Source organism: Nocardioides kribbensis, from assembly GCF_015070375.1.
Taxonomy (GTDB): Bacteria; Actinomycetota; Actinomycetes; order Propionibacteriales; family Nocardioidaceae; genus Nocardioides; species Nocardioides kribbensis.
Window position 1 is genome coordinate 57,704 of record NZ_JADCLL010000008.1, and the last position, 19,897, is coordinate 77,600.

Genomic DNA, 19,897 nt, shown 5'->3' on the forward strand with positions numbered 1-19,897 from the left:
AGCGGCGGCCGGGTCGAGCGAGGGTCCGCGCGGCGCCGAGGGGTGGAGCGGGGGTCAGCGGGCGCGGCGGGAGAGGCGCTCGACGTCCATGATGACGACGGAGCGGGGCTCCAGGCGCAGCCAGCCGCGGGAGGCGAAGTCGGCGAGCGCCTTGTTGACCGTCTCGCGGGAGGCGCCGACCAGCTGGGCGAGCTCCTCCTGGGTGAGGTCGTGGTGCACGTGGACGCCGTCGTCGGCGGTGCGGCCGAAGCGGTCGGCGAGGTCGAGCAGCGCCTTGGCGACGCGGCCGGGCACGTCGGAGAAGACGAGGTCGGCGACGACGTCGTTGGCCTTGCGCAGCCGACCGGCCAGCTGGGTGAGCAGGCCGCGGGCGACGACGGGGCGGCCCTCGAGCCAGCGCAGTAGGTCCTCGTGGGAGAGCGAGGCGTAGGTGACGTCGGTGACGGCGGTGACGGTGGCCGAGCGCGGGCCGGGGTCGAAGAGCGACAGCTCGCCGAACATCTGGCCGGGGCCGAGCACGGCGAGGAGGTTCTCCCGGCCGTCGGAGGAGGTGCGGCCGAGCTTCACCTTGCCGTCGAGCACGATGTAGAGCTTGTCGCCGGAGTCGCCCTCGTGGAAGAGCACCTCGGAGCGCCGCATCCGGCCCTCGGTCATCGAGGCGCGCAGCGCGGAGGCCGCCTCGTCGTCGAGGGCGCTGAAGAGCGGGGCCTGACGAAGTACGTCGTTGTCCACGGAACCTCCAGAATCTGTGCCCGCCGTGCGCAGAGCCACCGCGACGATCCTATCCGTGTGGAACCTCACAGGGGCAATCCGGCCTCGGCGCGGCGAGCCCCCGGGACCGTTGCGGGGTGGGTCCGGGGTCGGTGCGGGGTCGGCCCGGTGTCGGCACGGTCTCGTACGCTGACCCGGTGCCCGCCGTCGAGACCCCCACCGGCCTGGTGCGTCGAGCCCGCAAGATCGACCGCACCCTGGCCGAGACCTATCCCGAGGCGGGCTGCGAGCTCGACTTCGACGACGCCTTCCAGCTGCTCGTGGTCACCGTGCTCTCGGCGCAGACCACCGACCGTCGGGTCAACGCCGTGCGCCCGACCCTCTTCGCGGCCTACCCCGACGCCCGCGCCATGGCCGCGGCCGACCGCTCGGCCCTCGAGGGCATCGTCGGGCCGCTGGGCTTCTTCCGGGCCAAGACCGAGTCGCTGCTCAAGCTCAGCGCGGCGCTGGTCGAGGACCACGGCGGCGAGGTCCCCGGGCGTCTCGACGACCTGGTGAAGCTGCCCGGCGTGGGTCGCAAGACCGCCAACGTCGTGCTCGGCAACGCCTTCGACGTGCCGGGCATCACCGTCGACACCCACTTCGGGCGGCTCGCCCGCCGGCTGGGCTGGACCAGCGAGACCGACCCGGTCAAGGTCGAGCACGCGATCGGCGCGCTCTTCCCGAAGCGCGACTGGACGATGCTCAGCCACCGGCTGATCTGGCACGGCCGGCGCTGTTGCCACGCTAAGAAGCCCGCCTGCGGCGCCTGCCCGGTCGCGCGCTGGTGCCCGGCCTTCGGGGAGGGGCCCACCGACCCCGAGGCGGCCCGCGCGCTGCTGAAGACCCAGGGACCCGCGTGATCCCCGACTGGCTCGAGCCGGTCAGGCGCGGCGCCTCGGAGATCACCGCCGAGCAGCTCACCCGCTTCACCCCGCCCGCCGACGGCAGCGCCCGTCAGGGGGCCGTGCTCATGCTCTTCGCCGAGGGCGAGCGCGGCGGCGAGCTGCTGCTGACCGAGCGCGCCCACGACATGCGCTCCCACCCCGGCCAGGTCTCCTTCCCCGGCGGCTCGGTCGACCCCGGCGAGAGCGTCGAGGAGGCCGCGCTGCGCGAGGCCGACGAGGAGGTCGGCCTCGACCCGGCCTCGGTCGAGCTCTTCGGGCGGCTGCCCGAGCTGTGGCTGCCGCCGAGCAACTTCGCGGTCACGCCGGTGCTCGGGTGGTGCGCCGACGTCGCCGTGCGCATCGCCAGCCGCGCCGAGGTCCACGCGATCCACCGCGTCGCCATCGAGGACCTGCTCGACCCCACCCACCGCGTGCAGGTGCGTCACCCCGCGGGCTTCACCGGCCCCGGCTTCCTCATCGGCCCCGAGCACGACGTCGTGCTGTGGGGCTTCACGGGCGGTATCGTCTCGAGGCTCTTCGACCACCTGGGCTGGACCCGTCCGTGGGACACCTCGCGGATGCAGGACCTGCCCGAGCACATGGTGGCGGGCGCGCCGCGGCCCCGACAGGGGCGGATGCTGGACATCGAGGACCGCGCCGAGGCGCACGAGGACATCTAGGACCCCATGAACCTGCTCGACTGGCTGCTCGTGGTGCTGGTGCTCGCCTACGCCCTCTCCGGCTACTGGCAGGGCTTCATCACCGGCGCCTTCGCCACCGGCGGGCTGCTGCTCGGCGGCCTGCTCGGCGTGTGGCTGGCCCCCGTCGCCCTGGGCGACGCCGCCCCGTCGCTGCTGGTCTCCCTCGGCGCGCTCTTCATCGTGATCCTCGCGGCCTCGCTCGGCCAGGCCGCGCTGCAGTACGCCGGGGCCCGGCTGCGCTCGCGCATCACCTGGCAGCCGGCCCGCGCGGTCGACGCCATGGGCGGCGCGGCCCTCAGCGGCGCCGCGGTGCTGCTGGTCGCCTGGGCGCTGGGCGTGGCCGTCTCGGGCTCGCGCATCGACGGCGTGACACCGCTGGTGCGCAGCTCGGAGGTGCTCGCCAAGGTCGACGGCGTGCTGCCGCGTGCGGCCGGCGGCGTGCTCCAGGCCTTCAACGACGTGGTCGGCACGAGCTTCTTCCCGCGCTACCTCGAGCCCTTCGCACCCGAGCGGATCGTCGAGGTCGCCCCGGGCGACCAGCGGATGCTCTCGCGCCCCGGCGTCCAGGCCGCGGCCGCGAGCGTGCTCAAGGTGCGCGCCACCAACGCCTGCGGGCGAGGGGTGGAGGGCAGCGGCTTCGTCTACGCCACCGACCTCGGCGACGGCCGCGACCGGCTGCTCACCAACGCCCACGTCGTGGCCGGCGTCGACGAGCCCCAGGTGATGCTGGGCGACGTCTCGGTGCCGGGCGAGGTCGTGGTCTACAACCCCGACGTCGACGTCGCGGTCATCGCCTTCGACGGCGACCGCGCCGCGCTCGCGCTCGACGACTCCGCGGCCGAGGGCGACCCGGTGGCGATCCTGGGCTACCCCCAGGACGGCCCCTACGACCAGCAGGCCGGTCGGATCCGCTCCGAGCAGCGGCTGCGCTCACCCGACATCTACGGCGAGGGCACCGTCATCCGCGAGGTCTACTCGCTGCGCGGGCTGGTGCGCCCGGGCAACTCCGGCGGCCCGATCGTCGCCCGCGACGGCGACGTCGTGGGCCTCGTCTTCGCCGCCTCGGTGACCGACGACGACACCGGCTACGCGCTCACGGCGGGCCAGGTCGCCGACACCGCGGCGCGGGGCCGGGGCACGGCCTCGGCCGTCGACACCGGCGACTGCGCGGGCTGAGCCCGCGCCGGGGCCAGGACCCGGGACCGACCCCGGGCGAGCCTCAGGCCTGGCTCAGGCCTGGCCCTTGAGAGCGCGGGGGATCTCCTTGCCCTGGGCGATGGCCTTCTCGGGGGCGCGCACCTGCTTGACCTTCTTGACGCCGACGAAGGCGAGGAGGCCGGCGAGGAGCAGGTAGGCGCCGAAGACGATGAGGAAGGCCCAGTGCAGGGCCAGGCCGTCGCCGTTCCAGTTGATGAGGTAGGCGAAGGCCACCGAGAGCATGATGACGGCCAGCACGGCGAGACCGCCGGCGGCCACGAAGAGCCCGATGCCGACACCGCCGGCCTTGACGCTGACCTTCAGCTCCGACTTCGCCAGCTCGATCTCCTTGGAGACCAGGGTGGAGATGTCGCGGCTGGCGTCGGCCACCAGCTTGCCGATGGTGGGGTCGGTGTCCTTGACCGGTTCGATGGCCATGTGTGGGTGCTCCCGCTGCTCCAGCGCCGTGCGTGCCGACGTCGACGTGTGTGACTGCTCCGCCCGACCCTACAGAACGCGGGCCCCCGGCCTCACCACCGTGGGGGTGAGGCCGGGGCCGGGGCTCAGCGCGTGCCGGGCTCGCCGCGCTGGAAGACGTCGGGGATGCCGTCGAGGTCGCGGTCCTCGGCCTCCTCCTCGCACAGGCGCCGGTAGACCCGGTTGCGCCCGCGCAGGACGACGGTGGCCAGCAGCGCAGCGATCACCGAGCCGACCAGCACACCGACCTTGACGTGGTCGTCGCGCTCGGAGCCCTGGCCGAAGGCGAGCTCGCCGATGAGCAGCGAGACCGTGAAGCCGATCCCCGCGAGCATCGACATGCCGAGCACGTCGACCCAGGTCAGGTCGTCGTCGAGGTCGGCGCGGGTGAAGGTCGACAGCAGCCAGGTCGAGCCGACGATGCCGACGGTCTTGCCCACCACCAGGCCGGTGACGATGCCGAGGGCGACCGGGTCGCCGAGGGAGTCGACCAGCCCGCTGAGCCCGCCGACGGTCACGCCCGCGGCGAAGAAGGCGAAGACGGGCACGGCGACACCGGCGCTGATGGGGCGCACGAGGTGCTCGAGGTGCTCGGCCAGGCCCGGGCCCTCCTGGCCGTCGCGGCGCAGCACCGGCACGGTGAAGCCGAGCAGCACGCCGGCGACCGTGGCGTGCACGCCCGACTCGTGCACCAGGGCCCAGGCCACGACGGCGAGGGGGATGAGCAGCCAGCCCTTCCACACCCGCTTCTGCACCAGCAGGGCGAAGGCCGCGATCGGCACCAGGGCGAGCGCGAGGAAGGTCAGGTCGAGCTCGCTGGTGTAGAAGATCGCGATGATGGTGATGGCCAGCAGGTCGTCGACGACCGCGAGGGTCAGCAGGAAGGTGCGCAGGCCCGAGGGCAGGTGGGTGCTGATGACGGCCAGGATCGCCACGGCGAAGGCGATGTCGGTGGCGGTGGGGATGGCCCAGCCGCGCAGGTCGCCGTCACCGCCGAGGTTCCACAGCACGAAGACCAGCGCCGGCACAGCCATGCCGCCGACCGCCGCCGCCACCGGGAGGGCGGCGCGGCGCGGGTCGCGGAGGTCTCCCGCGACGAACTCGCGCTTGAGCTCCAGGCCGGCCACGAAGAAGAAGATCGCCAGCAGCCCGTCGGCCGCCCAGGTGCCGAGGGAGAGGTCGAGGTGCAGCGCCGAGGGCCCGACGGTGTAGTCGCGGATCGACTCGTAGACCGAGGCCCAGGGGGTGTTGGCCCACACGATGGCGACCACGGCCCCCGCGATGAGCAGCATGCCGCCGGTGGTCTCGGCGCGCAGGATCTCCGCGACGCGGGAGTGCTCCAGGAAGGAGCCGCGGGCGAAGAGGCGCTGGCGACCCGGGGCCGGGTCGGGTGTCGGACCGGGCGGGGGAGTGGGCTGCTGGGCGTCGGGCACGGGGCTCCTCAGGGGTCGGCGGGGCGAGCGCCGACCAGACTTCCCGGCTCACCTGTTCAACAGGCTACCGGCGGCAGGGCCCCGCCCGGACCACCCGTCCGGGGCCGGACACGCACCGGCCGCCGTCGCCCGCGGGCGGCGGCGGCCGGTGCGTCGTACGACGGGGTCGCTCGGGTGGGGCCGTGTCGGGCCTGGTCGGGCGGGGTCAGTCGTCGGCCTTGCCCGACTGCAGGCCCGAGGAGATGAGGTCCATCACCGAGCTGTCGGCCAGGGTGGTGACGTCGCCGACCTGGCGGTTCTCGGCGACGTCCTTGAGCAGGCGTCGCATGATCTTGCCCGAGCGGGTCTTGGGCAGCTCGGGCACCACCATGATCTGGCGCGGCTTGGCGATCGCGCCGATCTCCTTGGCGACGTGCTTGCGCAGCTCCTCGACGATGTCCTCGCCGCCGTCGCCGGCGGAGTCGCGCAGGATGACGAAGGCGCACACCGCCTGCCCGGTGGTCTCGTCGGCGGCACCGACCACGGCGGCCTCGGCGACCTTGGGGTGCGAGACCAGCGCCGACTCGATCTCGGTGGTGGAGAGGCGGTGGCCGGAGACGTTCATGACGTCGTCGACGCGGCCCAGCAGCCAGATCGCGCCGTCCTCGTCCTTCTTGGCGCCGTCGCCCGCGAAGTAGTAGCCCTGCTTGCGGAAGCGGCTCCAGTAGGTCTCGACGTAGCGGTCGTCGTCGCCCCACAGGGTGCGCAGCATCGAGGGCCAGGGGCCCTTGACCACGAGGTAGCCGCCGGAGCCGTTGGGCACCGACTCACCGGCCTCGTCGACGACGTCGGCCTCGATGCCGGGCAGCGGGGTCATCGCGGAGCCGGGCTTGCCGGCGGTGACGCCGGGCAGCGGCGAGATCATGATCGCGCCGGTCTCGGTCTGCCACCAGGTGTCGACGATGGGGCAGCGCTCGCCGCCGATGACCTCGCGGTACCACATGTAGGCCTCGGGGTTGATCGACTCACCGACCGAGCCGAGCAGGCGCAGCGAGGAGAGGTCGAAGCCGTCGGGGATCTCGCGGCCCTGCTTCATGAAGGTCCGGATCGCGGTGGGGGCGGTGTAGAAGATCGTCACCTTGTAGTCCTGCACGATCTGCCACCAGCGGCCCTTGAAGGGCGCGTCGGGGGTGCCCTCGTACATCACCTGGGTCGCGCCGTTGGCGAGCGGTCCGTAGACGATGTAGGAGTGCCCGGTGACCCAGCCGATGTCGGCGGTGCACCAGTAGACGTCGGTGTCGCGCTTGAGGTCGAAGACCGCGTCGTGGGTGAAGGAGGTGCCCACGAGGTAGCCGCCGGTGGTGTGCAGGATGCCCTTGGGCTTGCCGGTCGTGCCGGAGGTGTACATGACGTAGAGCGGGTGCTCGGCGTCGAAGAACTCGCAGGTGTGCTCGGTGGAGGCGCCGGCGACGGCGTCGTGCCACCACACGTCGACGGCGTCGTCCCACGCCACGTCCTGGCCGGTGCGGCGCACGACGAGCACGTGCTCGACCTCGAAGTCCTGCTCGGCGGCCTTGGCGCGGGCCTCGTCGACGGCCGGCTTGAGGGCCGAGGGCGCGCCGCGGCGGTAGCCGCCGTCGGAGGTGACGACGACCTTGGCGCCGCAGTCGACCAGGCGCGAGGCCAGGGCGTCGGAGGAGAAGCCGCCGAAGACCACGGTGTGGGGAGCGCCGAGGCGGGCGCAGGCCAGCATGGCCACGACGGCCTCGGGGATCATCGGCATGTAGATGGCGACGCGGTCGCCGCTGCCGACGCCGAGTGCGGTCAGGGCGTTGGCGGCCTGGTTGACCTCGTCCTGGAGCTGGGCGTAGGTGAGGTCACGGGTGTCGTCCTCGGGCTCGCCGACCCAGTGCAGGGCGACGGTGTCGCCGCGGCCGGCCTCGACGTGGCGGTCGACGCAGTTGTAGGCGGCGTTGAGGCGACCGCCGACGAACCACTTCGCGAAGGGCGGGTTGCTCCAGTCGAGCACCTGGTCCCACTCGCGCTCCCAGGAGAGGCGGCCGGCCTGCTCGGCCCAGAACGCCTCGGGGTCGGCCGCGGCGCGCTCGTAGGCCTCGGCCGTCACGTTGGCCGCGGCGGCCAGCTCGGCCGGGGGCTCGAAGGAGCGGTCCTCACGGGACAGGTTGGACAGGGTCTCTTCGCTCACGGTTTCCTCCGGGTCGACGGGGTGGCGCTGGCCACACTAGGACGCGGGTCCCAGGGTGGCGAGGGCCGGTTGCCCCGCGGTTGCCCGCGGGTCGTGCCACTCCGCCGGGCGCCTCGCGGCGCCCGGCGGAGCGGTCGTGCGGTCAGTGCGAGATCGCCTTCTCCGAGCCGGCGCCGGTGAGGGCGCGCACCTCGAGCTCGGTGTAGCGCTCCTCCGCGGTGGGCTCCTTGGAGGTGATGGTGCCGATGTAGCCGAGCAGGAAGCCGAGCGGGATGGAGACGATGCCCGGGTTCTCCAGCGGGAACCACGAGATGTCGATGCTGGTGGGCAGCAGCGAGAGGTTCTTGCCCGTCGGGTCGAGTCCCTTGCCGGACACGACCGGGGAGAAGACCACCAGGCCGACGGCCGAGATGAGGCCGCCGTAGATGCTCCAGAGCGCGCCACGGGTGTTGAAGCGCTTCCAGAACATGTTGTAGATGATCGTCGGCAGGTTGGCCGACGCCGCGACGGCGAAGGCCAGGGCCACCAGGAACGCGATGTTGAGGCTCTGGGCAGGGATGGCCAGCAGGATCGACACCAGGCCGATGCCGGCGGCGGCCCAGCGGGTCACCTTGATCTCCTGGTCCTCGCTGGCGGTGCCCTTCTTGATCACGCTGTTGTAGATGTCGTGGGCCACCGACGCCGACGAGGTCAGCGTCAGGCCGGCCACGACGGCCAGGATGGTGGCGAAGGCGACGGCCGCGATGATGGCCAGCAGCACCGCACCGCCCGTGGAGCCGGCTCCACCGCCGACGGCCTCGGCCAGCAGCGGGGCGGCCAGGTTGCCCGAGGCGTCCAGCTCGCCGGACTCGCGCAGGCCGGGGATGTCGAGCAGGGCGGCGGCACCGAAGCCGAGCACGAGGGTGAAGAGGTAGAACACCCCGATGAGGCCGATGGCCCACAGCACCGACTTCCGCGCGTCGCGCGAGGTCGGCACGGTGTAGAAGCGGATGAGGATGTGGGGCAGGCCGGCCGTGCCGAGCACGAGCGCGATGCCGAGGCTGATGAAGTCGATCTTGCTGGTCGCGGTGGCGCCGTACTTCAGGCCGGGCTCGAGGAAGGCCGAGCCGGCACCGGAGTTGCTGGCGGCGGTGCCGAGCAGCTCGGAGAGGTTGAAGTCGAACTTCGCGAGCACGAGCACCACGATCAGCGCCGAGCCGGTCATGAGCAGCACGGCCTTGACGATCTGCACCCAGGTCGTGCCCTTCATGCCGCCGACGGTGACGTAGAAGATCATCAGCGCGCCGACGCCGAGGATGACGATGTTCTTGACCGCCTGGTCGTCGACGCCCAGCAGCAGCGCCACCAGGGCGCCCGCGCCGACCATCTGGGCCAGCAGGTAGAAGATCGACACGACCACGGTGGAGGTCGCCGCGGCCATGCGCACCGGGCGCTGGCGCATGCGGAAGGCCAGCTGGTCGGCCATCGTGTAGCGCCCCGAGTTGCGCAGCATCTCGGCCACGAGCAGCAGCGCGACCAGCCAGGCCACGAGGAAGCCGATGGAGTAGAGGAAGCCGTCGTAGCCCGACAGCGCGATGGCCCCGGAGATGCCGAGGAAGGACGCCGCCGACATGTAGTCGCCGCCGATGGCCAGGCCGTTCTGCACCGGCGAGAACGAGCGGCCGCCGGCGTAGAAGTCGGCCGTGCCGGAGGTCTGCCGGCTGGCCCAGAAGGTGATCCCGATCGTCAGCGCGACGACGCTGAGGAACAGGATCGTGGTGAGCACCTGGTGGTCCATGTCAGTGCCTCTTCCCGTCGGTGCCGGCCACGGTCGCGTCGTACTCGTCGTTGAGGGAGCGCGCCAGCGGGTCGAGGCGGCTCTCGGAGAAGCGGGCGTAGGCGAAGGCCAGCCCGAAGGTGGTGGCGAACTGCAGCAAGCCGAAGACCAGCGCGACGTTGATGTTGCCGACGAGCTTGGTGTTCATGAAGCCGCCGGCGTAGTTCGACATCAGGATGTAGAGCAGGTACCACGCCAGGAAGGCCACCGTGGCGGGGATGACGAAGCCCCGGTAGGCCTTGCGCAGCGCGGCGAAGTCGGGTGAGTCGTGCAGCCGGTCGTAGACCGGGTCGTGCCGGGAGGCCTGGGTGGCGGCCTGCGGCTGCTCCCCGGCTCCGGGCTGGCTCTCGTGGGTGCCCACGGCGGTGTCCCCTCTCGTGCGGATGCGGCCGCGCCGGCCGCAGGTGTGATCGCGGTCACCGTAGGAGTGACGGCGCTCACCCCGGCAGGGCCGACGCCCGGGTCGTCGGCGAGCGGCGCCTCGGAGTCGGTGAGCGGTCGGTCGGGCGCGGTGAGCGGCCGGGTGGGGGGTGGTGGTGCGGCGTGACGAGGACGGGCGGTGGGGCGGGCGGTGAGGTCGTGAGGGGTGTGAGGACGTGAGGAGAAGTTGACCTCGACGGTCACCCGGGGTCGACAGGTGCGAAATCTCGCGCGCCGAGGGTGGAGCCACCGACGAGCCCCTCAGGAGCAGCGCCATGACCATGACCAGCCACTCGCGCAGCAACCCGCGCAGCGCCGCCGCCGCCGGGTCGGTGCCCGCGCGCCGCACCGGACGCTGGATCGAGGACTGGCGCCCCGAGGAGGAGGCGTTCTGGGAGGAGACCGGCCGCCCCGTCGCCCGGCGCAACCTGCTGTGGTCGATCTTCGCCGAGCACCTCGGTTTCTCGGTGTGGCTGATCTGGAGCGTCAGCTCGGCCTTCCTGGTCGCCCAGGGCTTCTCCTTCACCCCGCAGCAGCTCTTCGTGCTGGTGGCGCTGCCCAACCTCGTCGGCTCGCTGCTGCGCCTGCCCTACACCTTCGCGGTGCCGAGGTTCGGCGGGCGCAACTGGACGATGGTGAGCGCGGCGCTGCTGCTGGTGCCGACGCTGCTCTTCGCCTGGGCGGTGCAGGACCCGGGCACGCCCTACTGGGCCTTCTGCCTCATCGCCGCGACCGCCGGCCTCGGGGGCGGCAACTTCGCCAGCTCGATGGCCAACATCAACTTCTTCTACCCCGCGGCCAAGAAGGGCGCGGCGCTCGGCCTCAACGCCGCCGGCGGGAACCTCGGCGTCTCGCTGATCCAGCTCTTCCTGCCCGTGATCGTCGGCGGCGCCGGCATCTTCGGCCTGGTCAAGGCCAGTGAGGGCGGCATCCACCTCGAGCGCGCCGCCTGGGTCTACGCCGGGCTCGCCGTGGTGGCGACGTTCGCGGCCTGGCGCTGGATGGACAACCTGGCCACCGCGACCTCCCGCCCGCGCGAGCAGATGCAGGTCGTGCGCAAGCCGCACACGTGGATCATGGCCTTCCTCTACATCGGCACCTTCGGCTCCTTCATCGGCTACTCCGCCGCCATGCCGCTGCTCATCAAGCTCACCTTCTGGGTGCCGGAGCCGACCCCCCTCGGCACGGGCATCTACTTCGCCTACTTCGCCTTCCTCGGCGCCCTGGTGGGCTCCGCGACCCGCCCGCTCGGCGGGTGGCTGGCCGACCGCTTCGGCGGCGCCCGGGTCACCCTGGCCGCCTTCGGCGCCATGATCGTCTTCACCCTGGCGGTGCTGTGGACCCTCACGCGGCTGACCCCGAACCCGACCGCCGACCCGGCGATCGCCACCGACAACCAGTCGTGGTTCCCCTTCTTCCTCGGCTTCTTCCTCTGCGTCTTCGCCGCCACCGGCATCGGCAACGGCTCGACCTACAAGATGATCCCCGCCATCTGGCGCACCGAGGCCGAGCGCACCAGCGAGGCCGGCACCCCCGCCCGCAGCGCCGCGCTGCTGCTGGCCACCAAGCAGGCCTCGGCCGCCATCGGCGTCATCGGTGCGGTGGGCGCGATCGGCGGCTTCCTCATCCCGATCGCCTTCAGCTCGCCGTGGGTCGAGGACCCGCTCTCGGCCACGAAGGGCGCCTTCGTCGTCTTCACCGCCTTCTACGCCGTGTGCGCCCTGGTCACCTGGGCGGTCTACCTGCGCCGGCCCTCCGCGGCCGCCGCCGCGAGGCCCGGCACCATGGCGGGCGCGGGCATCTGACGTGAGCACCCCTCCCGCCGGCCCGGCCACGGGCACCCGCACCCACTGCCCCTACTGCTCCCTGCAGTGCGGCATGACCCTGGAGCGCTCCGGTCGCACCCTGCAGGTGCAGCCGTGGGCCGACTTCCCGGTCAACGAGGGCGCGCTGTGCCGCAAGGGCTGGACCGCGACCGGGCTGCGCGGCCACCGCGAGCGGCTGACCAGCCCGCTCGTGCGCGACGGGGCCACCGGCGAGCTGCGCACCGCGTCGTGGGACGAGGCGCTCGACCTGGTCGCGACCCGGATGCGGGCGCTCCAGGCCGAGAGCGGGCCCGACGCGGTCGCGGTCTTCGGCGGCGGGGGGCTCACCAACGAGAAGGCCTACCAGCTGGGCAAGCTGGCCCGGGTGGCGCTCGGCACCAGCCAGATCGACTACAACGGCCGCTGGTGCATGAGCTCCGCGGCCTCCGCGGCCAACCAGTCCCTCGGCCTCGACCGCGGGCTGCCCTTCCCGCTGGCCGACCTCGAGCGCACCGACCTGGTCGTGCTCGTGGGCTCCAACCTCGCCGAGACCATGCCGCCGGCCGCCCGCCACCTCGACCGGCTGCGCGAGCGCGGCGGCCGCGTCGTCGTGCTCGACCCGCGCCGCACCGCCACCGCGGAGCGCGCCGACCTCGTGCTCCAGCCGCTGCCGGGCACCGACCTGGCCGTCGCGCTGGGCCTGCTGCACCTGCTCGACGGCGCCGGCGCGGTCGACGAGGAGTACGTCGCGACCCGCACCACCGGCTTCGAGGACGTCCGGCGCTCGGTCGCCGGCTGGTGGCCCGAGCGCGTCGAGCGGGTCTCCGGCGTCGCCGCGGAGGACCTGCGCGAGCTGGCCGGGCTGCTCGCCGACGCCGAGCGGGCCGTCGTGCTCACCGCCCGGGGCGCCGAGCAGCACGCCCAGGGCACCGACACCGTGCTGGCCTGGATCAACGTCGCCCTCGCCCTCGGGCTGCCCGGGCGCGACGCCTCGGGCTGGGGCTGCCTCACCGGCCAGGGCAACGGCCAGGGCGGGCGCGAGCACGGCCAGAAGGCCGACCAGCTGCCCGGCTACCGGATGATCGACGACCCTGCGGCCCGCGCCCATGTCGCGGGCGTCTGGGGCGTGGCGCCCGAGACCCTGCCCGGGCCGGGGCGCTCGGCGTACGAGCTGCTGGAGGTGCTGGGCACCGAGGGCGGCCCGCGGGCGCTGCTGGTCACCGGCAGCAACCCGGTCGTCTCGGCGCCGAACGCCGACCACGTGACCGAGCGCCTCGACGCCCTCGACCTGCTGGTGGTGGTCGACCTCGTCCTCTCGGAGACCGCGGCCCGCGCCGACGTCGTGCTGCCCGTGGCCCAGTGGGCCGAGGAGACCGGCACGATGACCAACCTCGAGGGCCGGGTCGTGCTGCGCCAGCGCGCGGTGGCCCCGCCCGCCGGCGTGCGCGACGAGCTGGAGCTGCTGGCCGACCTCGCGGCCCGCCTGGGCTCCCCGGTGCCCTTCGGCACCGACGCCGCCGAGGTCTTCGCCGAGCTCGGCCGCGCCTCGGCCGGCGGTCGCGCCGACTACTCCGGGATCACCCACGAGCGGGTCCGCGCCGAGCAGGGCGTCTTCTGGCCCTGCCCCGCCGTGCCCGAGGGTCGCGCGCCCCACCCGGGCACGCCGCGCCTGTTCGCCGAGCGCTTCGCCACCCCCGACGGCCGCGCGCGCTGCCGCGTGGTGGAGCACCGTGGCCCCGTCGAGCAGCCCGACGCCGCCTTCCCGCTGCACCTGACGACCGGGCGGGTGCTCGCGCAGTACCAGTCCGGCGCCCAGACCCGCCGGATCCGCGACCTGCCCGACACCGGGCCCTTCGTCGAGCTGCACCCCCTGCTGGCCGCCCGGATCGGCGCCGCCGACGGCGAGCCGGTCGTCGTCACCACCCGCCGCGGGTCGCTGCGCGCGCCGGCGCGCGTGGTCGACTCCATCCGCCCCGACACCGTCTTCGTGCCCTTCCACTGGGTCGGCGCCAACCGGCTCACCCACGACGCGCTCGACCCCTCCAGCCGGATGCCGGAGTTCAAGGCGTGCGCCGCGGCGGTGGGGCTCGCCGCGTCACCGGACCCCACGCCGGACGTCTCGTCCACGCAGGCGCCCGTGCGGGAGCGGGCCGCCGCGGGGGTGCCCGCATGAGCGCACGCGTCGTGGTGGTCGGGTCGGGCATGGCCGCGACCCGGCTGGTCGAGGAGCTGCTCGCCCGCGACACCGGCGCCCGGATCACCGTGCTCGGCGACGAGCCCCACGCGCCCTACAACCGGATCCTGCTCTCCGCGCTGCTCGAGGGCACCCACCGCGCCGACGCGCTCACCCTGCGCGGCCTGGAGTGGTACGCCGACCGGGGCGTCGACCTCCGCACGGGCGCGCGGGTGCTCGAGGTCGACCGCGACGCCCGCGAGGTCGGCCTCGTCGACGGCACCCGCCTCGGCTACGACCGGCTGGTGCTGGCCACGGGCAGCATCCCCACGCTGCCGCCGGTGCGCGGGCTGGTCGGCATGGACGGACGCCTCGACGAGCGCGTGCATGCCTTCCGCAGCCTCGACGACGCCCTGCGGCTGAGCCGCGCCGCGGCGTCGGCGCGCCGCGCGGTCGTGGTCGGCGGCGGGCTGCTCGGCCTCCAGGTGGCCCGCGCCCTGGGCGTGCGCGGCCTCGACGTCGAGGTCGTCGAGGGCGGCGACCACCTGCTGCGCAGCCAGGTGGGCGCACCGGCGGGCGCGATCCTGGCCCGCGACCTGCGCCGGCTCGGCACGGCGGTCTACACCGGCACCCGCGCCGTGCGGCTGACCCCCGCGGGGCTCGTGCTCGACCACGGCTACACCCTCGGCACCGACCTCGTCGTGCTCACCGCCGGCGGCCGTCCCTCGGTCGCGCTGGCCCGGTCGGCCGGCCTCGCGGTGCGACGCGGGGTGGTCGTCGACGCGCGGCTGCGGACCAGCGACCCCCGCGTGCACGCGATCGGCGACTGCGCCCAGCGCGGCGATCGCACCACCGGCTTCGTCGCCCCCGCCTGGGAGCAGGCCGGCGTGCTGGCCGAGGTCCTGGCCCACGAGCTGGCCGGGGCCGGTGGCGCGGCCGGGGGAGCCGACCCGCGCCCGGGCCGCACGCTCCCGGCGTACGAGGGGTCGCGGACGGTGGCGCGGCTGCGCGCGACCGACCTCGACGTCGCGGTGCTCGGCGAGCCCGAGACCGCCGAGGGCGAGGTCGTGGAGCTGACCAACCCCGTGGCGGGCTCGCACCGCCGCCTCGTCGTGCGCGACGGCGTGCTCGTGGCCGCGACCCTCGTCGGCGACCTGAGCCGGATCGGCCTGCTCACGCAGTACTACGACCGCGGCACGGTGCTCTCGCCGGGCGAGCCCGGCGCGCTGCTGCGCGGCGAGCGACCCGGCGCGGGTGCGACCCCGAGCGCGGCCTCCCTGCCCGACGACGCCGAGGTGTGCGCGTGCGCCGGCGTCAGCGCCGGGCGCGTGCGCGCCTGCGGCTCCCTCGAGCAGGTCCGCGACACCACCCGCGCCACCGCCGGCTGCGGCGGCTGCGCGCCCGCCGTGCGACAGCTCCTCGCCACCCGACCCAGCACCACCCTGGAAGGAACCCGAGCATGATGGCTCACCACCGCAGGACCCTCGTGGTCGTCGGCCACGGCATGGTCGGCCACCGCTTCGTGCAGGCCGCCGTCGAGCGGGGCCTCACCGAGACCCACGACGTGGTCGTGGTCGGGGAGGAGCTGCGCGCCGCCTACGACCGCGTCGCGCTGACCTCCTTCTTCGAGCGCGGCGCCGAGGAGCTCTCGCTGCTCCCGACCGGGGAGTACGACGACCCCCGGGTGCGGCTGCTGCTCGGCACCACCGTCGAGTCGGTCGACACCGGTGCCCGCACGCTCGTGCTCGGCGGTGCCGCCGCGGGCGAGGAGCTGGCCTACGACGAGCTGGTGCTCGCCACCGGCGCCGCCCCCTTCGTGCCGCCGATCCCCGGCACCGACCTCGACGGCGTCTTCGTCTACCGCACCATCGAGGACCTCGAGGCGATCCGTGACGCGGCCGCCACCGCCCGCGTGGGCGCGGTCGTCGGCGGCGGGCTGCTCGGGCTGGAGGCGGCCAACGCCCTGGCGCAGCTGGGCCTGGAGACCCACGTGGTGGAGATGGCGCCGCGGCTCATGGCCGTGCAGGTCGACGACGCCGGTGGCGCGGTGCTGACCCGCCACGTCGAGGGCCTGGGGCTGGGCGTGCACACCGGCGCGATGACCACCGAGGTGCTCGGCCAGGACGGCCGCGTGGTCGGCCTCGGGCTGCGCGACCGCGAGCCGCTGCCGGCCGAGGTCGTGGTCTTCTCGGCCGGGATCCGCCCGCGCGACGCCCTGGCCCGTGCGGCCGGTCTCGACGTCGCCGAGCGCGGCGGCGTGCTGGTCGACGAGCGGTGCCGCACCTCCGACCCCCACGTGTGGGCGGTGGGGGAGTGCGCGGCCCCGGCGGGACGGATGTACGGCCTGGTCGCGCCGGGCTACGCGATGGCCGAGGTCGTCGTCGACGCCCTGCTGGGCGGCCCGGGAGCCTTCACCGGCGCCGACATGTCGACCAAGCTCAAGCTGATGGGCGTCGACGTGGCCTCCTTCGGCGACGCCTTCGCGACCACCGAGGGCGCCCTCGAGCTGGTCTACGCCGATGCCGTGGCGGGGGTCTACAAGAAGCTCGTCGTCTCCGAGGACGGCCGGCGCCTGCTCGGCGGCGTGCTCGTGGGCGACGCCAGCGCCTACGGCGTGCTGCGCCCGATGGTGGCCACCGCCACCAACCCGGGCATCGCGCTGCCCGACAACCCCGAGGACCTCATCCTGCCCAGCGGCCGCGGCAGCGCCGAGATCGGGCTGCCGCCCGAGGCGCAGGTCTGCTCCTGCAACGACGTCACCCGCGCGCAGATCGAGGAGGCGGTCGGCGAGGGCGGCTCGTGCGACAGCCCGTCGTGCGTCACCGCCTGCACCCGCGCCGGCGCCACCTGCGGGTCGTGCAAGCCGCTGGTCAAGAAGGTCGTGGAGGACTTCTTCGCAGCCCGAGGGCGCAGCGTCGACCGCAGCCTGTGCGAGCACTTCCCGCTCTCGCGCCAGGAGCTCTTCGAGGTGATCGCCGTGCACGGGCACACCCGCTTCGACGACGTCGTCGCCGCCCACGGCACGGGCCGCGGCTGCGACGTCTGCAAGCCCACGGTGGCCTCGATCCTGGCCAGCCTGCTCGGCGACCACGTGCTCGGCGCGGAGCGCCGCACGCTGCAGGACACCAACGACGCCTACCTCGCCAACATCCAGCGCAACGGCACCTACTCCGTCGTGCCCCGCATCCCCGGTGGCGAGATCACCCCGGAGAAGCTCATCGTGATCGGGGAGGTCGCCCGCGACTTCGGGCTCTACACCAAGATCACCGGGGGCCAGCGCATCGACCTCTTCGGCGCCCGCATGGAGCAGCTGCCGGCGATCTGGACCCGCCTGGTCGACGCCGGCTTCGAGTCCGGGCACGCCTACGGCAAGTCGCTGCGCACCGTGAAGTCCTGCGTGGGCTCGACCTGGTGCCGCTACGGCGTGCAGGACTCCACGACGCTGGCCATCATGCTCGAGGAGCGCTACCGGGGCCTGCGCTCCCCGCACAAGCTCAAGGGCGGGGTGAGCGGCTGCGCCCGCGAGTGCGCCGAGGCCCGGTCGAAGGACTTCGGCGTCATCGCCACCGAGAAGGGGTGGAACCTCTACGTCGCGGGCAACGGCGGCGCCACCCCCGTGCACGCCCGGCTGCTCGCGGGCGACCTCGACACCGAGACGCTGGTGCGCTACCTCGACCGCTTCCTCATGTACTACATCCGCACCGCCGACCGGCTCCAGCGCACCGCCCCCTGGGTCGACGCCCTCGACGGCGGCCTCGACCGGGTGCGCGAGGTCGTCGTCGACGACGTGCTCGGGCTCGGCAGCGAGCTCGAGGCGGCGATGGCCACCCACGTCGAGGGCTACTCCGACGAGTGGCGCGCCACCCTGGAGGACCCCGACAAGCTGGCCCGCTTCGTCTCCTTCGTCAACGCCCCCGACACCCCCGACCCCCACATCACCTTCCGCAGCGAGCGCGACCAGGTCGCCCCGGCCGACAGCGAGGGCCCGGTGCTGCTCGGCGCGAGCATCCCCGTGGGACCGGGCGGCCCGGGCAGCCCCGAGACGGTCGGGGCCGGCCGGTGAGCGCGCCGGAGGCGACCTGGACGGCGGTCTGCCGCCTGGAGCAGATCGAGGTCGAGGGCGGCGTGGCGGCGCTGGTGGGGGGCGCGGCGGTCGCGGTCTTCCGCACCCACGACGACACGGTGCACGCGCTGGGCAACTACGATCCCCTCGGGCGGGCCTCCGTGCTCGCCCGCGGCATCGTCGGCACGCGGGGGGAGGTCCCGTGCGTCGCGTCGCCGCTGCACAAGCAGGCCTACGACCTGCGCACCGGGCAGTGCCTCGACGACGCGGCCGTCCGGGTCCCGACGTACGACGTCAGGGTCGACCGCGGCGTGGTGCTGGTCGGCCCGCAGAGGGAGGGTCCGTGACACCCGAGCTGCCCGAGCCGCCCGAGCCGCCCGAGCCGGCCGAGCCGCCCGAGCCGCCCGATGCGGCCGCGCCGCTGGCCGGCTACCGGATCGGCGTGACCGCCGCCCGCAAGGTCGACGAGCAGGTCGCGCTGCTGGAGCGTCGCGGCGCCCGCGTGGAGTGGGCCCCGGCGCTCTCGCTGGAGCCCAACCAGGTCGACGACGCCGAGCTGCGGGCCCAGACCGCCGAGGTGCTCTCCCGCCCCGTCGACGTCTTCCTGGCCACCACCGGCATCGGCATGAAGGCGTGGTTCGAGGCCGCCGAGGGCTGGGGCCTGCTCGACGAGCTGCTCGCCGCCCTGAGGTCCTCCGAGATCCTCGCCCGCGGCCCCAAGAGCGTGGGCGCGCTGCGGCGCCGCGGGCTGCGCGAGCTGTGGGCCCCGGAGTCGGAGTGCTTCGAGGACGTGCTCGAGCACCTGCGCGGACGCGACCTCGCCGGGCGCCGCATCGTGGTGCAGGAGCACGGCCAGTCGCTGTCGATGGTCGCCCACGCGCTGCGTCGCCAGGGCGCCGACGTCACCACCGTGACCGTCTACCGCGTGCTGGCCGCCGACGACCCCGGCCCGATGTTCAAGATGGTCGACCTCATCGCCGACCGCGCCCTCGACGCCGTCACCTTCACCTCCGCGCCCGCCGTGGCCGCCCTGATGGAGGCCGCGGGCGTCGTGGGCCGGCGCGACGAGGTCGTCACCGCCTTCCAGGCCGACGTCGTGGCCTCCTGCGTCGGCCCGGTCACCTCGGCCGCCTTCGAGATGTGGGGCGTGCCGACGCTCTTCCCCGAGCGCTCGCGGCTGGTCGCGATGGTCAAGCAGCTCGAGACCGAGCTGCCCTCGCGCTCCTCGGGCCTGGCCGTCGACCTGGTGGGTGGGCGCCAGCTGCTGCTGCACGGCGACGGCGTGCTCCTCGACGGGGTCGAGGTCAGGCTCTCGCCGGCGCCGACCGCGGTGCTGCACGCCCTGGTCGCCAACCCCGGCAACGTCGTCTCGCGCCAGGCGCTGCTGGCCATGCTGCCCAGCGGCACCGCCGGCTCCGAGCACGCCGTGGAGATGGCCGTGGCCCGCCTGCGCGCCGGCATCGGCACCAAGGCCGTGCAGACCGTGGTCAAGCGCGGCTACCGGCTGGCCGTGGGCTGACTGCGGGGCCTCCCTTCGCCGCCTGAGGGTGCCGGGCTGCGGCGGTCATGGCGCCGGCCTGGCGCGACACGTCGAACGCCGCGACGAGGCCGTGAAGCAGCTCGACCGTCCCGGACGCGCCACGCTTCGTCGTCGCGCCGAGCCCGACCCGATCGAGGCGGTCCGAGACGCGCGGGCGGCGCTGTCACGGGACGCCGGCACCCCGGGGTCCCCGGCTCTGTGCCCGGCCCTGTGCCTGGCGCGGTGACCGGCCCGGGGATCGACCTGCTGACCCGCCCGCCGACTCGGCCGTGGGGCGGCCCGGTAGTCGGCGTCGGCAAGTGGCGGGAGACGACACCTGCGGCGGTCCTCGACTGGTCGTTCGCCGCCATTTCTCGACGGGTCGGCGCCGGGGACGCGAGGCGGCCCCGCGTGGCGGGTCGGCAGGGCTCGCGGTGATCGATCGTGTGGGCACGCGCAGCAGGTGGTGGA

The 19,897-nt window shown here is 74.0% G+C and carries 15 protein-coding genes; 9 read left to right on the plus strand and 6 right to left on the minus strand.

The features are described 5' to 3' along the window. Window positions 1-54: 54 nt before the first annotated feature. Window positions 55-732, minus strand: coding sequence for a Crp/Fnr family transcriptional regulator (locus tag IR170_RS16365; protein WP_056863171.1), 678 nt, complete (start codon window positions 730-732; stop codon window positions 55-57). A gap of 176 nt (window positions 733-908) precedes the next feature. On the opposite strand from IR170_RS16365, the gene nth reads away from it, so the two are divergent. From nth to IR170_RS16380, 3 genes are read left to right on the plus strand one after another with little or no spacing between them, the layout of a single operon-like run. Further along, complete coding sequence (gene nth, locus IR170_RS16370) at window positions 909-1,613, plus strand: endonuclease III (RefSeq protein ID WP_251534948.1); 705 nt, start codon at window positions 909-911, stop codon at window positions 1,611-1,613. Then, window positions 1,610-2,317 (plus strand): NUDIX hydrolase, encoded by a 708-nt coding sequence (locus IR170_RS16375; protein WP_193665862.1) that lies wholly within the window; start codon window positions 1,610-1,612, stop codon window positions 2,315-2,317. The genes nth and IR170_RS16375 overlap by 4 nt, the downstream gene beginning before the upstream one ends. 6 nt (window positions 2,318-2,323) lie before the next feature. Next, window positions 2,324-3,514 carry a MarP family serine protease gene (locus tag IR170_RS16380; protein ID WP_193665864.1) on the plus strand — a complete coding sequence of 397 codons (1,191 nt, stop codon included), beginning with the start codon at window positions 2,324-2,326 and terminating at the stop codon, window positions 3,512-3,514. A gap of 54 nt (window positions 3,515-3,568) precedes the next feature. Here the strand turns inward: IR170_RS16380 and IR170_RS16385 are convergent, their stop codons facing one another. The 5 genes from IR170_RS16385 to IR170_RS19640 form a co-directional block, all read right to left on the minus strand. Next, window positions 3,569-3,973 carry a phage holin family protein gene (locus IR170_RS16385; RefSeq protein WP_056863175.1) on the minus strand — a complete coding sequence of 135 codons (405 nt, stop codon included), beginning with the start codon at window positions 3,971-3,973 and terminating at the stop codon, window positions 3,569-3,571. Window positions 3,974-4,098: 125 nt separating this feature from the next. Beyond that, on the minus strand, window positions 4,099-5,445 hold the full coding sequence (gene nhaA, locus IR170_RS16390) for a Na+/H+ antiporter NhaA (RefSeq protein ID WP_056903216.1): 1,347 nt from the start codon (window positions 5,443-5,445) through the stop codon (window positions 4,099-4,101). Window positions 5,446-5,650: 205 nt separating this feature from the next. After that, window positions 5,651-7,630, minus strand: a complete 1,980-nt coding sequence (gene acs, locus IR170_RS16395; protein ID WP_193665866.1) for an acetate--CoA ligase — start codon at window positions 7,628-7,630, stop codon at window positions 5,651-5,653. Window positions 7,631-7,772: 142 nt separating this feature from the next. Further along, window positions 7,773-9,407: a solute symporter family protein gene (locus IR170_RS16400; RefSeq protein WP_056863178.1), complete on the minus strand. Its 1,635-nt coding sequence runs from the start codon at window positions 9,405-9,407 to the stop codon at window positions 7,773-7,775. 1 nt (window position 9,408) lies between these two features. Continuing rightward, window positions 9,409-9,807, minus strand: coding sequence for a DUF485 domain-containing protein (locus IR170_RS19640; RefSeq protein WP_056863179.1), 399 nt, complete (start codon window positions 9,805-9,807; stop codon window positions 9,409-9,411). Window positions 9,808-10,141: 334 nt separating this feature from the next. On the opposite strand from IR170_RS19640, the gene IR170_RS16410 reads away from it, so the two are divergent. Genes IR170_RS16410 through IR170_RS16435 form a run of 6 tightly spaced genes read left to right on the plus strand, consistent with a single transcriptional unit; the run spans window position 10,142 to window position 19,426 of the window. Then, window positions 10,142-11,671 (plus strand): MFS transporter, encoded by a 1,530-nt coding sequence (locus IR170_RS16410; protein ID WP_319805128.1) that lies wholly within the window; start codon window positions 10,142-10,144, stop codon window positions 11,669-11,671. A 1-nt stretch (window position 11,672) separates the two neighbouring features. Continuing rightward, on the plus strand, window positions 11,673-13,844 hold the full coding sequence (locus IR170_RS16415; RefSeq protein ID WP_319805129.1) for a molybdopterin oxidoreductase family protein: 2,172 nt from the start codon (window positions 11,673-11,675) through the stop codon (window positions 13,842-13,844). After that, window positions 13,841-15,307: an FAD-dependent oxidoreductase gene (locus IR170_RS16420; RefSeq protein ID WP_193665871.1), complete on the plus strand. Its 1,467-nt coding sequence runs from the start codon at window positions 13,841-13,843 to the stop codon at window positions 15,305-15,307. The genes IR170_RS16415 and IR170_RS16420 overlap by 4 nt, the downstream gene beginning before the upstream one ends. After that, entirely contained in the window at window positions 15,304-17,907 is a 2,604-nt protein-coding gene (nirB, locus tag IR170_RS16425) for a nitrite reductase large subunit NirB (protein WP_193665873.1), read from the plus strand. The genes IR170_RS16420 and nirB overlap by 4 nt, the downstream gene beginning before the upstream one ends. After that, the gene (gene nirD / locus IR170_RS16430; RefSeq protein WP_193665874.1) at window positions 17,904-18,254 is read left to right on the plus strand and encodes a nitrite reductase small subunit NirD; all 351 of its coding nucleotides are present in this window, start codon (window positions 17,904-17,906) and stop codon (window positions 18,252-18,254) included. The genes nirB and nirD overlap by 4 nt, the downstream gene beginning before the upstream one ends. Further along, a complete protein-coding gene (locus tag IR170_RS16435) occupies window positions 18,251-19,426 on the plus strand; it encodes a uroporphyrinogen-III synthase (RefSeq protein WP_319805130.1) in 1,176 nt (391 codons plus the stop codon). The genes nirD and IR170_RS16435 overlap by 4 nt, the downstream gene beginning before the upstream one ends. The last annotated feature ends 471 nt before the right edge of the window (window positions 19,427-19,897 follow it).